Origin of the sequence: Falsiroseomonas selenitidurans (assembly GCF_012103215.1) — a bacterium.
GTDB lineage: Bacteria > Pseudomonadota > Alphaproteobacteria > Acetobacterales > Acetobacteraceae > Falsiroseomonas > Falsiroseomonas selenitidurans.
The window spans coordinates 114720-128529 of sequence record NZ_JAAVNE010000007.1; the positions used below are offsets into that span (position 1 = coordinate 114720).

A 13810-nucleotide genomic window follows, 5' to 3' on the forward strand; every position below is an offset into this window, starting at 1 on the left:
CTATACCCGTGGGATGAAGCGAGACGAGGGTGGGGGCTTGTGGATGGCGGGTGCCGGTCACGGCGAAGCCACGTCTGGCGTGCGGCAGGAGGATGACCGGGTCGCCCTGGTCGTGCTGGCTGGCGGCACGCGGGCCTGTGCTGCCCTTCTGGCACGTCTGCCGGCGGCAGACGGCCTGCCCGCGATCCTGGTTCTGCCGGGCGAGTTGGCGGCCGAGACGATGCGCGCCGCCCTGGCCACGGCAGCGCCGATGCCCGTGCTGCTGGCGGAGGCCGGCATGGTTCTGCGTCGGAACCGGATCCACCTGGTCCCGCGCGGCCTTGGCCTCGCGGCGCGGCAGGACCGGCTGGAGGCGGCGCCGGGTGGCTCGGTCGAGGATCTGATGGGCGCGGTGGCGCGGCGCGGCGCGGCGACCGGCGTGCTGCTGGAAGGCGCTGAACCGGCGGCGGTGGCGGCGCTGGTCGCGCTGAAGCGGGCGGGCGGCCGCCTGCTGGTGCAGGCGCCGCCGGAGGGGGCGCCGGGGGCAGGGGCGCCTGGCGCGGATGCGGTGCTGACGGCGCCCGAGATCGCCGCCGTGCTGGCGGCGGCGCAGCCGATGCCGCCCGCATCCAGGCCGGATGCCGAACCGGTCCCCGGAACCGCCGCCTGGCAGGTGCTGGACGGCATCGCCGCCCTGGTTCTGGACGAGGCGCTGGCCATCCGCTTCTTCACCCCCGGCGCCCGCGCGCTGCTCCGGCTGGCTCCCGGCGCTGTCGGCCGGCCGCTGGCCGATCTGGCGCCGCTGTCGAAGGACCCGGCCCTGCTGGACGATGCGCGCGCCGTGCTGGACGGCGCTGCCGAGGAGGTGCGGGACGTGCCGGGACCCGGCGGCGCCTGGTTCCTGCGCCGCATCCGCGCCACGGGGCAGGGTCTCGTCGTCAGCTATGCCGAGGTGACGGCGCTGCGCCGCGCCGGCGAGGCGGCGGAAGCGGCACGCCTGCATCTGGAGGCGATCCTGCGCGCCATCCGGCTGCCGCTGGTGGTGCTGGACCCGGGGCGGCGCATCCTGCAGGCCAATCCGCGCTTCATCGCGCTGTTCGGCGGCATCGAGCCCGGCGCCCCGCTGCCGCCGACGCTGGCCGCGGCGTTGCGCGGCACGCCGGCGCTCGATGCCGTGCTGGCCGCCGCGCCGGGCGCGCCGGAGGCGGTGGAGGATTGCGTGGTGGAGGTGATGCTGCCGCGGGCCGGGCCGCGCATCCTGCAACTGGCTGCCAGCCGGCTGCCCGGCGCACCGCCCAAGGCGCTGCTGACGATGAAGGACATCACGGAGCGTGCCCGGCTGGCGGAACGGCTGGAGGGCGCGCGCGCCGCGGCCGAACAGGCCGACCGCGACAAGTCGCGCTTCCTGGCGGCCGCCAGCCACGACCTGCGCCAGCCGCTGCAGAGCATGAGCATGCTGCACGGGCTGCTGGCGGCGAAGGCGAGCGACCCGGCCATGCTGAAGCTGATCGGCCGGCTGGACGAGACGATCGATGCGATGTCCGGCATCCTGGACGCGCTGCTCGACATCAACCAGATGGAAGCCGGGCGCATCCACGCCGCCGTGGCGCCAGTGCCGCTGGGCGCGCTGCTGGCCAGCCTGGACCGTGAATTCGCCGAGGTGGCGCGCGCCGCCGGGCTGGGCTGGCGCCTGGTGCCGAGCGACGCGGTGGTGCTGACGGATGCGCGGCTGCTGCGGCAGATCCTGCGCAACCTGGTGTCCAACGCGCTGAAATACACGCGCCGCGGCCGCATCCTGGTGGGCTGCCGGCGCGCCGGGGCGATGCTGCGGATCGAGGTGTGGGACACCGGCATCGGCATTCCGGCGACGCAGACGCAGAAGGTGTTCGAGGAGTTCCACCAGATCAACAACCCGGCCCGCGCGCGCAGCCTGGGGCTCGGCCTGGGCCTGGCCATCGCGCGGCGCCTGGCCGACCTGCTGGGGCACCGCATCGGCGTCCGCTCCCGCGAGCAGGTCGGCTCCGTCTTCCATATCGACGTGCCGCTGACCGGGGGCGCCGAGGCGCAGGGGCCCGGGCACCAGACGAGGATGGCGGAGCCCTGGACGGCATCGCGCATCCTGGTGATCGAGGATGATCCGGCGGTGGGCGACGCGGTGCTGATGCTGCTGCAACAGGCGGGCTACGAGGTGATGCTTGCCGGCGACGGCGCGCAGGCCATCGCGATGGCCGCGCAATCGCCGCCTGCGCTCATCATCACCGACTTCAACCTGCCGGGCGCCTTCAACGGCGCCGAGCTGACGCTGCAGCTGCGCCAGCTTCTGCACACGCCGCCCGCGGCGATCATCCTGACCGGCGATACCTCCGCCGGGGCGCTGCGCGCGATCCGGCTGCTCGACGTGGCGCATGTGCCGAAGCCGGTGCGGGCGGATGACCTGCTGGCGCGGGTGCGCCGGCTGCTGCCTGCGGCGGCAGAGCCGCCACCGCGCGAGACACTCTTCCGCGCGCCAGCGGCGGGCGAGCAGCCGGCGCCGGCCGCCCTGGAGGAAGCCCAGGCGCCCGCGCCACGGCCCGCCGCCGGGCGGGACCGGGTCTTCATCGTCGACGACGATGCCGTGCTGCGCCGCGTCGTGGCGGAATGGCTCGGCGCGAATGGCTGGCAGGTGGAGACCTTCGGCTCGGCCGAGGCCTTCCTCAAGGCCGACGCGCCGGGCCGGCGCGGCTGCGTCCTGGTGGATGCCGTGATGCCGGCGATGGACGGCATCGCGCTGCTGGAGGCGTTGCGCCCGCATGCGCGGCGCCTGCCGGCGATCATGGTGACCGGGCATGGCGATGTCCGCATGGCGGTGCAGGCGATGGCGGCCGGCGCCACCGACTTCATCGAGAAGCCGATGCTGCGCGAGGACCTGCTGCGCAGCATCCACCGCGCCATGGCGCTGATCGCCGACCAGGCAGGGGAGGTGGCGGCGCGGGCGGAGATGGCGGGGCGCCTGGCCCGGCTGACCCCGCGGCAGCGGCAGATCCTGGACCGGGTGATCGCCGGCTCGCCCAGCAAGGTCATCGCGGCGGAGCTGCGGCTGAACCAGCGCACGGTGGAAAACCATCGCGCCGCGATCATGGCCAAGCTCGGCGTGCGGTCCTTGCCGGAGCTGATCCGCAAGGTGGTCTCGGTGGCATGAAGACGGTGGCATGAAGACGGGGGCGTGAAGGCGGCCCGGGCCTCCGCCCGGCGCGCCCCGGCTGCGGTCCGCGCCCGCGCCGGGCCGGCTATTCCGGCGCGGGCGCGGCGCCGGGCGCGGCCAGCGGCTGGCCACGCGCCACGGCCCGCGCGAAGGCCATCAGCGCGTGGCGCCGCCGCGGATCGTTGATGGTGGAGAACACCTGCACCAGCTCCACCAGCTCATCCGTCGCGCCGTCGGTGAAATCCACCAGGGTTTCGCTGCGCGGCGCGGCGGTGCCGACCAGCACTTCCGGCCGCACGCCCAGCGCCGTGGCGATGCCGAGCAGGCGGCTGGTGGCGATGCGCGTTGCGCCTGTCTCGTAGCGATGGAACTGCGCGCCGGTGACGCCGACGATGTCGGCGATCTCCTTCTGCGTGCGTCCGGCGGCGCGGCGCAGCTCCTTGATGCGGCCGCCGACGGAAGCGTCGGCGGAGGTGGGCGAGCGATTGCCGACCGCAACGGACGGCGGGGGGGACTCGATCGCGGTCTCCGCCCCGGCCAGGCCCTGGGGTCTCACGTCCATGGCGGCGGCCCGGGGGATGACGGGGATCGTCTTGGTCATGCCGTGCATAATTGGGTCCTCGGACGTTGGCGGCGGCCCGTGCCGCCGCTGGTCGCTGGCGCAGAAGCGTCTCACCGGGGAAGCCGGTTCCCGCATGCTGATGGCAGGGACACCCGTTTGGGCATCGATGCCAGAAGCCGCGGCGCTTGCACCGGCCTACAGGGATTTGCACCCCCGTGGCAGGACCGGAAAATACTCACGTAAAGAACAGCGTCAGGCGGCGCGCAGGGCATGACCCCGCGCGCCGCCCATGGTCCTGTCTCGTCAGGCTTGCTCAGAACTGCAGAAAGACGTCGCCGTTGCTCATCAGGGCGGCATGGCCCGCCACCGCGTCGCCATTGAGCGAGAGTTCGTCAACGTACAGGTTCCGGTCCTTCGCGGCGCTGCCGCCCCAGGCATCGTTCAGGAAGCGGATGCCAAGCACGTGATCGCCGGCGTCGAAATCGCCGAGGATCTCGTAGCGCTCGCCATGGCCCGTGGCGTGCGAGACGTGCGCGGCCTGCCGGCCGCCGATGGCGACGCCGTCGAGGTAGAGCTGGAACTCCGCATTGCCGTTCCAGGCATCCTGCGAGACCTCGAAGGCCAGCACGTCCGGCCCGCGGCCGAGCTGCACCGCGGCCGTCGGGGTTTCCTGGCCGAAGCCGAACTCGGCGGTGCCGTTGCTCTTCAGCGTGCCGCTGCGGTGCAGGTCGGCGCCGTTGAGCGAGACGGAGTCGACATACAGGTTGCGGTCCTTCGCCGCGCCGCCGCCCCAGGCATCGTTCAGGAAGGTCACGCCGAGCGTGTGCCGGCCGTCGAAATCGCCTGCCACCTCGATGAGCTGGGTCTGGCCCTGGCCATGCTGCGCGGTGGCGTTGCGGACGCCGCCCTGGACCACGCCGTCGACCGTGATGGTGTACTGCGCGTGGCCGTTCCAGCTGTCGCCGGAGATGCCGATGGTCAGCACATCCTGCTGCGGCGAGACGACCGGCGCCGGCGTGGACAGCGCGCCATCAATGGTGAAGTCGACCTTGCCGTTGGCGTTCATGAACCGGGTGTGGCCGGTGCCGGTGCCATTCACCAGCACGTCCTCGACGTACAGATTGCGGTCCTTCGTCGCGCTGCCGCCCCAGGCGTCGTTGGTGAACCGCACCGTGACCACATGGTCGATGCCGGCGGTGAACCTGCCGAGCTCCACGATCTCGCCGCCCGCCGCGTGCTGGACGTCGATGGTGCCCTGGAACACCTGCTTGCCGTCGACGAGGACCACCGCGTTGGGGTCGCCCTTCCAGCTCTCGGCACCCAGCCTCACCGCCAGCGAGACCAGCTCGGCAGGCGGGGGCGCGGGGGGCGGCGCCGGCGCGGGTTCCGGCGTCGGTTCCGGTGCGGGCGTCGGCGCCGGGGCTGGGGCAGGGGTTGGGGCGGGGGCGGGCGTTGGCAGCGGGGCGCCGATCAGCTCCGGCATCGGGTCGTAGCCCGACTTGTCCGGTGCGGCGATCGCATAGGTCGGGTTCTTCGCGTAGTCGGCGGTCTTGGTGAAGGGCGGCGCCGTCGCCAGCACGCGCTGGTAGGCGTCGCGCGCCTCGGCGGAGCCGGTCAGCTCCCAGATCCCGCCGAGCGTCGCCAGCGCCAGCTGCGCGTAGTCGCCATTGCTTTTCGCCCAGCCCTGCTCGCCATTGCTCCAGCCCTGCGCTTCGGTCTTCGCGCCCATCTCCTCCCACGTCGTGTAGAGGCGGCCGGTGGCGGGGTCGCTGATGGCGATGAGGTAGGCGGCGCCGTCGCGCAGGTCGAAGCCTTCATCCGCCGCGTTGAAGCGGCCGACCAGGAAGTTGGACTGCCATTCCAGGAAGGTCAGCGCATCGGCATTGCCGGCCCGCGCCGCGGCCAGGGCGGTGGAGGCGAAGTAGTCCTGCTGCCAGGGGGGCAGCGCGCCCTTGATGCCGTAATCGCCGGGCACCCAGCCATGTGCCTCGCCCTGCTGCGCGGTCCATTCCGGGATCTTGGAGACCAGCCACTTCCAGTTCGATTCGGAGGCGGCCTGGAAGAAGGCCTTTTCCTTGCTGCCATCAGGGCTGAGCTCGGCCGCCGCGTCCACCTGACGCAGGGCCCAGGCGGCGCTGCGCACCTGCATGCCGTTCACCACCAGGTCGGTGGCATCCAGCCGGTAGGCCGGCCAAGCGGTCATGATGCTCCAGGAGGCCTGGGCCTGGAGGTTGTCCAGGATCCAGCGCTCGCCGGTCATCAGGTAGGGCACGGAGGACAGGTCGGGCTGGTGCGCCGAGTCCATGGTCCAGCCGGTGGCGCTGTCCACCTGCTGCGTCAGGCCGGTGGATTTGGCGTCGCCGGGCTTGCCGGTGCCGCCGCGGCCGTCCACCCACAGCTTCGGATAGGCGTCCGTGTTCAGCCAGGTGTCGTTCGCCTCGTCCCAGAAATGCCAGGGCACGGCGGCGGCGGCTTCGGCCTGGCCCAGCGCATGGGCCGCGGCGCGGGCATCCTGGCTGATCAGCCAGGCGGTGTTGGATTCCGTGGTGAAGCCGATGTCGTCGCGCCCGCCCGCGGCCGGCATGTACTTGGTGACATCATTGGCGGCCAGCGGCGCGCCCCAGCCCGCCGCGGCGATTTCCGTGCTGAATTCCTTCAGCAGGCTGTCATCCAGCTTCAGGCTGAGATCGTAGTTGGCGACCGCGCCGGCATCCTGCATGTGCGCGACGTCGTGGCGGATGTTGAGCCAGCCGGAGCTGGGCGAGCCGAGGCCCTGGCCGCCATCCTTCGCGGTGGCGGAGAAGCCTTCGTGCCAGGTCTGGTACTGGCCCTGGTCCAGCGTCTCCTTCGCCACCTGCCTGCCGTCCATGGTGACGGTGGCGGTGTAGGCGGTGCGGCCGCCGCTGGCCTGCATGGCCTGGTCGTTGGCCAGCTGCATGTCCACGGCGAAGCCGCCGCCCTTGTAGATCGACACGTCGAAGATGCCGCGCATCGAGCCGGGCAGGTCGATCTCGACCCGCGCCTCGGTGGTCAGCGGGCCCTTCTGCCAGAAGCTGGCGGTGCCGTCCTTCAGCGCGGTGCGCAGCGCGGCGACCACGTCCACCGTCACGTCGGGGCCGGTCGCCATGTCCAGCGCGACGGTGAAGCTGTGGCCGTTCAGGCCCTTCGCCATGTCCAGCGCGGCCGGGGCAGAGGCCGGGGCCGCGGCCGCCTTCAGCACCATGTCGTAGCTGGCGCCGGCGGCGAGCGCGGGGCGGTCCACCGCCAGCACCGCCATCTTCACGGAGCCGTCCTCGTAGCGGGACTTCACGTCCATCTGGACCGGCAGGGTGGTGCTGCCATGCAGCACCGTCACCGTGGAGCCGGCCGGAATCTCACCTTTCTGGAAGGTTTCGCCAAACGTGGCCACACCGGCCGCGAGCGGCGCCGTGCCGGCGTTCTGGAAGACCAAATCGTGGGTTGAGCTCATTGGAAGCAACTCTCCAAGAGGGTGCCGGACGGGCCCCGCGTAACCGGAAGTTGCATCATATTCGCGCGAAGTTTGATGAAGATCACTACAGGAATAGCCCGCTTGCTGTAAAGTAAAGTCACCTACCGCCTATCACGGCCATTTGTGGCGGAAAACTGTAAGGAAACGTTTGTAACCAGACAGGTATCAACTGCAACCATGCGTGGTAGCACCACGCCGGTTCCATAGTTTCTCCACCAAAACCGCCGCAGTTACATGGCGATTTCTGAAGGCATTTGTGGCGGTGTTTGTGGCGAGGTGATGGCTGGCCCGGGAATCAGAGACCGTTTGAAAATGCCGCCGGACTGACCCGCCGGTGTTCTCGAGGGGTCTCTCAAGCCCGGTCCTGCAGAGTTGCCCGGCGCGCCTGACGCGCGGTGGCATCCTCGTGGCTGTGGATCACCGGGACGCGGCCGGCACGGGGCCGCCGGCGCGGGGCGAACCGGCTGGCCGTCCCGCCGCCGGCCGGGAAGTCTGAAGGGGGTGGGCCGGGCGCTTCGGCGCGCCCCGGTCAGGCCATGATGCGCGCGCCGGTCAGGCCGGGGTGGCCTGGCCCTCGATCAGCGCGGCATAGGTCTGGAACATCGTCTCCTCGCCGAAATCCAGCACGGCGCGGGACCGGTTGGCGGCGCCGATGGCGCGGCGGCGGCCCGGATCCTCCAGCAGCCCGGACAACGCCTGGGCATAGGCGGCATCGTCCAGCGGGGTGACGAAGGGCCCGTTCTCCCGCGTCACCATCTCCGCCACGTCGCCGACATCGGTGGCCGCCACCGCCAGGCCGGTGCCCATCGCCTCCAGCACCGAGAAGGGCATCTGTTCGGTGTCGGAGGTCAGGGCAAACAGGTCGAAGCCGCGATAGGCGGCGGCCGGGTCCGGCACATGGCCGGCGAAGGTCACCTGCGCGGCGATGCCCAGATGCTGGGCCAGGGCTTCCAGCCGGCCGCGCTCCGGCCCATCGCCCACCAGCACCAGGTGGAAGCGGATGCGCCGCCGCGCCACCAGCGCCGCGGCGCGCAGCAGGCGGTCCAGCGCCTTTTCCGGCCGCAACGCGGCGACGGTGCCGATCACCGGCGTGCCATCCGCCGGCGCCAGCACCGCCACCGGCCCGTCCGGGCGGAAGCGGTTCAGGTCCAGCCCGTTGGGCACGTAGTGCAGCCGCGCCGGCGGCAGCCGCCAGGTGTCGCGCGCCATCCGCAGCAAGGTGAGGGAGGGCAGCACCACCGCGCTGCGGCCAAGTGCCACGCGGCGCGCCAGCACGCGGCGACGAAACTGCGCCTGCGCCTCCTCCGGCCCGAAGCCGTCCTCGATATGCAGGTGCCGCAGCCCGGGCAGGGCGCGCTGGGCGATCGCCCAGTCCATGCTGCCCCAATTGCCGGTCACCAGCGCATCCGGCTTCAGGTGGCGCAGCAGCGCCTGGATGCGCCAGAGCCGCCCGGGCAGGCCGCCGCCGCCGGCGGGCGGGTCCAGCAGTGTCAGCGGCACCTGCGGGCCGATCCGCTCCTCGCAGGCGGCGTTGCCGTCCAGCGCCACCACCACATGCCGCCAGCGGGCGCGGAAGCGGTTGGCGAGCGCGGCAAAGCGCACCTGCGCGCCGCCCACGGCGAAGCTGGGGAACACATGCATCACCAGCGGCGCGAGGTTCTGCCGCTCCGCGCCGCGCGCCGTGATGGCGGGCGGCGCGGCGCGCGCGGCGAGATCGGCCGGCGGGGCCAGGCCGGCCCTCATGCCGCGGAGCCTGTGGCGAGCCCTGCGGCGCGGCCTTCCGGGCGGCGCGCCGCGCGCTCCGCCTCCGCGATCGCCACCACCCGGCGGGCATTGCCGGCCCAGGTCAGGTCACGGCGCAGCACCTCCGCCCGCGCTGCCGTGCCGAGCCGGGCGCGCAGCGCGCCATCCTGCGCCAGCCGCGCCACGGCGGCCCAGAAGCCGGCCGGGTCCGCCGGGTCGAACAGCAGGGCGGTCTCCCCCTGGTCCAGCACTTCCCGCAGATTGGGCTGGTCCGGCGCGACGATGGCGCGCGCGGCGGCCATGTACTCGAACACCTTCAGCGGCGAGGCGTAGGGCACCGCGGCCGGCTGCAGGGCGATGTCGAAGCCGGCGACGAGGCGCGGCACCTCCTGGCGCGCCGCCAGCCCGGTGAAGTGCACGCGCTCGGCGATGCCGAGGTCGCGGGCCAGCTGCTCCAGCCCCGGCCGCGCCGGGCCGTCGCCGACGACGACCAGCGACAGCGGCGTGGCGCCGCGCCAGGCGGCGATGCCGTGCAGCGCCTTGTCCAGACCGTGCCAGTCCCGCACGAAGCCGACGAAGCCCAGCACCAGCGGCCGGCCGGTCTCGGGCGGTGGCGGGGCAGGGTCCGGAAATTCGTCGGGGTGGATGCCGTTCGGCACCACGGTGATGCGCCCGGCGGGCACCCCGGCGGCGGCGATGCGCCCGGCCAGCACCGCGGTCACCGGCAGCACGCGGTCGGCACCGCGCCAGGCGAAGCGCTCGATCCAGGCGGAGAGCCGCGGCAGGCCAAGCCCGCCGAAGCGGGCGCGTTCCTCGGCCAGCGGGGCGTTCACCTCCAGCAGCAGCGGCACGCCGCGGGCGCGCGCCACCAGGCGGCCGGCCACGTGGTACAAATTGGCGCGTTCATAGATCACCTCCGGCCGGAACTGCCCGGCGGCGCGGTGCAGGCGCCAGGTGGCGGGCACCGCATAGGCGATCTCCGCCAGCGCCTGCGCCCATGCCGGCAGCAGTCGGCGCAGCCGCGCCAGGCCGCGGCTTTCGTCGCCCAGCGCCGCGGTGTCGTAGCCGGCGGGGCCGACCACCCGCACCACATGCCCGGCGGCGCGAAGCGCGTCCACCATGGCGTCCAGATGCACGCCCTGCCCATCGCGGGAGCGGATGCGGTGGCTGTAGAGAATCCTCATCGGCGCCATCCCGCCAGGGTCTGGCGGGCGATGGCCAGCAGGCCCGCCGGGTGGCCGGAATGCGCCAGCACCAGGCCGATGCGCTGCCGGCGGGTGCCGACCCAGAGCTTCTTGTAGGCGTCGTCGCCCCGGCCGAAATCGAGTTCCTGCACGGCGTCCTCCTCGATCAGGTGGCGGATCATCATCGCGGTCAGCGCCGTGCCCGGGGATGCGGCGCGGCTGGCCTCGTCATGCGCCAGCTTCAGCAGCCAGGCGCGACGGCCGGAGACGATCCAGTACTGGGCGGCCACCGCGGTGCCGTCCGGCAGCCGCAGCAGGCCGAGCCGCAGCAGGCCTTCGGCGGCGGCGGCGCGCATCAGCGCCGGATCGAAGCCGGGCGAGGGTTCCGCCGGCTTCCAGCTGCGCGCCAGCACGTCCAGGTAGCCGGCGATGCCGGCTTCCAGCGCCGGGCCGGGACGGCGCGGCATCTCGAAGCGGAAGTCGCGGCGGGCGCGATCCAGCTTGCGGCGGATGGTGGTGCGCAGCGCCGGCGGGCGGTCGGCCAGGTAGCCCTCCCAGCCGGCACCGGGGCGCAGCACCTCATGCCAATTGCCGAAATGGCGGTAGGGCAGCACCCGCAGCCCGGCGCGCTGCAGCCCGTCGCGCCAATCCGCCAGGCCCGGCGCATCCTCGGCCAGGGCTTCCAGGCGCATGGGCGGGCGGAAGCGCCGTTGCGCGCCGAGGCTGGCGCCGGCGGTCTGCAGCGCCGTGGGCCCGGCCAGCAGCGCCGGCAACGGGCGCCAGGCCAGCGAATAGGGCGTGGTGAGGCTGGTCAGGCCGCGCGGGCCGCGCAGCAGCGGCAGCAGCGCGACCTGCGCCGCGCAGAGGCCCAGCAGCGGCACCGCGCCGGCCGGCACGGCGTGCGCCAGGGTGGTGTCGTACCACAGCCGGGTGGCGAACAGGTCGCCGGCGTCCGGCGGCAGCAGGAAGGCGTCGCACCAGCCCGGCAGGTGGCTGCCGCCGGGCGGCAGCAGGCGCAACGCCTCCCCGGCGGAGCGCCCCGGGCTTTGCAGCGGTGTCGCGCCGGCCGGCAGCACGACCCGGATATCCAGGCCGGGCAAGGTCAGCCGTGCCGGGCGCGCGGGCGTGCGCCCGATGCGGCGGAACGGCCGCCGCCGCACCCGGAGCGGGCGGCGAGGGGGTGCTGCTTCACGGGGCGCAGGCGCATGCTCCGGTTCTCCTGGGGTGCGATGGGGTGGCGGGTGGCTTGGCGTGGCACGGTGCCGGAGCGACCGGACCGCGGCGCTGCCCCGCCCCGCGAAGTGCCAATGCAAGGAAGAGGCCAGGGTTTTTCACCACGGAAAACAAAAAGATACGCCCGACCCCGAGGGCGGGACGGCCCGCGCGTCAATGATTCCGACAAACGCCTCATGCCGGCACGCGGTCTGGTCGCGCCGCCACTGGTGCCCCGGCTTCGGCCACGCCGCGCACGTCGCGCCAGCTGCCGCAGCGGCCGCCGACCTCCTCCCGGAAGAAGGCGTAGTAGTCGTCGAGCCAGCCCAGGAAGCGGTGCAGCTGCGCCGCATCCCGCACATAGGGCGTGTTGCCCGGCGCCAGGGACGGCGAGTGGTAGGTCAGCACGAAGGTGCGGTGGCCGGCGGCCAGCATGTGCCGCGTCAGCCGCTTGGCTTCGTCGATCGTCATGCCTTCCGGGCTCAGCCGGATGCGCTCCATCAGCCCGGCGCGGGCCAGGGCGCCGCCCAGGTGCAGGCGCTGGCCGGCAGGGCCGAAGGCCAGCGGTGCCAGCCGTTCAGCGCGCGTGCCGGCCAGCCGGCCGACCAGGGCGGCGGAGACCGGGATTTCCATCAGCCTGCGCGCCTGGTCCGCCCAATAGGGCCGGGCGGAGAAGACCCAGTTGCCCGCCGCGCCGCCGGCCACGCCATGCGGCGGCCAATGCGGCGTCACGCTGCTGTCGGCCAGGTAGCCCAGCGCCTTCAGGATATCAGCCGTGCGCGGCCCGGCACCGAAGCGGCCGGTGCGGTAGATGCGCGGCATCTCGCCGAAGGCCTCCGCCAGCGCATCCGTCAGGCACCGCGCCTTGGCCAGTTCCAGGTCCACCGGCAGGTTGCCGGCGTAGCTGTTGCGTTCCGACAGCGCCTCCGTGAAGGGCGGCGTCACCCAGGGGTGCATCTGTGCGCCGATCTCGCAGGCGCCATCCGCCAGCCATTCGCGCAGCGGCGCCCGGCCGGCATCCTGCGAGGCCACCGGGTGGTCCACCAGGTACAGCGGCACCACGCCGTGGCGCTCGAAGACCCGGTGCGCATGGCGCTGCGCGGCCATGGAGGTGACGTCCGGCGCATCGCGGCGGAACGGGCCGGACCAGTCGAAGGCTTCCTCCGCATCCACCATGGTGACGAGCAGCGGCTGCGCGTCCGGCGCCGGCGTGATCGGGACATGGAAGCGGCGATCGAGGACGGAGGCGGTGGCGCCGAGGCGCGTTTCCTCCGGCAGCGCCGGCTCCACCGGCGCGCCGTAGACCGCCAGGTAGCGCTGCGCGACGCCGCGCATGCCGAAGCGGGCGCGCGCCAGCTTGCGGCCTTCCGTGCCGAGCCGCGCGCGCGCCGCGGCATCGCCGGCCAGGCGGAGCACGGCGGCGACGTAGCCATCCGCGTCGTCGAACAGGTGGCCGGTCTCGTCCTCCCGCACGAAGCTGTCGTTCACGCCGGGCAGGCGCCGCACCACCACGGGCAGGCCATGCGCCATGGCTTCCGGCACCACGGTGCCGAAGCCCTCCAGGTGGGAGGCGAAGACCAGCATGTCGGCGGCCTGGAAATAGGGGTGCGGGTCGCGCTGCTCCCCGGCCAGGATCACGTGGCGTTCCAGGCCGAGCTCGGCCACCGCGGCCTGGATCGCCGCCAGGTGGCCGGCTTCCAGCACCGGGCCGACCAGCACCAGCCGCGTGTCCGGATGCCGCGCCAGGATGCGCGGCAGGGCGCGCACCAGGAACAGCGGGTCCTTGCGGGCGCCGAGGCCGCCGACGAACAGCAGCACCAGCGCCGGGTCGCCCGCCGCCAGGCCCAGCGCGCGGCGCAGGGTCGCGCGCCCGTCCGGCACCGGCGTGGGGATGCTGACGCCGCACGGGATCAGGTGGCAGCGCGCCGGGTCGGCCATGGTGCGGGTCTCCGCGTCCAGTTTCGGGCTGATTCCGATGAAGGCGTCGAACAGTCGGAAGCCGCGCCGGGCGAGCGGCCGCAGGCTGGGCCGGTACTGGCCGACCAGCACCGGCAGGCTGTCGTCCAGCGTCGCGGACAGCACCAGGCGGCGTCGCGCCAGGCGGGTCAGCAGGTAGGTGGTGAAGTACCAGTCGGCATGGGTGCGGACATGCACCGTGTCGTAGCGATGCAGGCTCGCCGCGAACCACGCCGCCATCCGCAGGTGCAGTGCCAGCGCCCCCAGCGGCCGGTCGGCCAGGTAGATGACCCGCGCCAGTGTGGAACAGGCCGCCGGGTCCTGCGCCGGGCGGGGCGTGTGCGTCACCAGCAGGTCGTGCCCGACATCCGGCGCCAGTTCCTGCATCACCGCGCTGCTGCGTTCCAGGAACACGCCTTCGCCGGTGAAGGCCGGGCGGTAGTATTTCAGCACATGCAGCACCCGGCGGGGCCTGCGCACATCCGCGCGGGTCATGCCACGCC

7 protein-coding genes are annotated in these 13810 nt (G+C 73.2%); 1 reads left to right on the top strand and 6 read right to left on the bottom strand.

The features are described from left to right. Window positions 1-79: 79 nt before the first annotated feature. A complete protein-coding gene (locus HEQ75_RS06680; RefSeq protein ID WP_168028486.1) occupies window positions 80-3157 on the top strand; it encodes a response regulator in 3078 nt (1025 codons plus the stop codon). A gap of 88 nt (window positions 3158-3245) precedes the next feature. Here the strand turns inward: HEQ75_RS06680 and HEQ75_RS06685 are convergent, their stop codons facing one another. From HEQ75_RS06685 to HEQ75_RS06710, 6 genes are all read right to left on the bottom strand, one after another. Then, window positions 3246-3761, bottom strand: a complete 516-nt coding sequence (locus HEQ75_RS06685) for a helix-turn-helix domain-containing protein (protein ID WP_168028488.1) — start codon at window positions 3759-3761, stop codon at window positions 3246-3248. Between the two features lie 274 nt (window positions 3762-4035). Beyond that, window positions 4036-7191, bottom strand: coding sequence for a carbohydrate-binding domain-containing protein (locus tag HEQ75_RS06690; RefSeq protein WP_168028490.1), 3156 nt, complete (start codon window positions 7189-7191; stop codon window positions 4036-4038). A gap of 573 nt (window positions 7192-7764) precedes the next feature. Then, window positions 7765-8955, bottom strand: coding sequence for a glycosyltransferase family 4 protein (locus HEQ75_RS06695; protein ID WP_168028492.1), 1191 nt, complete (start codon window positions 8953-8955; stop codon window positions 7765-7767). Next, window positions 8952-10139, bottom strand: a complete 1188-nt coding sequence (locus tag HEQ75_RS06700) for a glycosyltransferase family 4 protein (RefSeq protein WP_168028494.1) — start codon at window positions 10137-10139, stop codon at window positions 8952-8954. The genes HEQ75_RS06695 and HEQ75_RS06700 overlap by 4 nt, the downstream gene beginning before the upstream one ends. Then, window positions 10136-11239: a GNAT family N-acetyltransferase gene (locus HEQ75_RS06705; RefSeq protein ID WP_168028496.1), complete on the bottom strand. Its 1104-nt coding sequence runs from the start codon at window positions 11237-11239 to the stop codon at window positions 10136-10138. Before HEQ75_RS06705 ends, HEQ75_RS06700 begins: the two co-directional genes overlap by 4 nt. 307 nt (window positions 11240-11546) lie before the next feature. After that, entirely contained in the window at window positions 11547-13802 is a 2256-nt protein-coding gene (locus HEQ75_RS06710; protein WP_168028498.1) for a glycosyltransferase, read from the bottom strand. Window positions 13803-13810: the final 8 nt, after the last annotated feature.

Bases quoted from the DNA above. Each gene is read 5' to 3' on its own strand.
- HEQ75_RS06685 (WP_168028488.1), bottom strand. From the start codon at position 3,761: ATGACCAAGACGATCCCCGTCATCCCCCGGGCCGCCGCCATGGACGTG.
- HEQ75_RS06690 (WP_168028490.1), bottom strand. From the start codon at position 7,191: ATGAGCTCAACCCACGATTTGGTCTTCCAGAACGCCGGCACGGCGCCG.
- HEQ75_RS06695 (WP_168028492.1), bottom strand. From the start codon at position 8,955: ATGAGGGCCGGCCTGGCCCCGCCGGCCGATCTCGCCGCGCGCGCCGCG.
- HEQ75_RS06700 (WP_168028494.1), bottom strand. From the start codon at position 10,139: ATGAGGATTCTCTACAGCCACCGCATCCGCTCCCGCGATGGGCAGGGC.
- HEQ75_RS06710 (WP_168028498.1), bottom strand. From the start codon at position 13,802: ATGACCCGCGCGGATGTGCGCAGGCCCCGCCGGGTGCTGCATGTGCTG.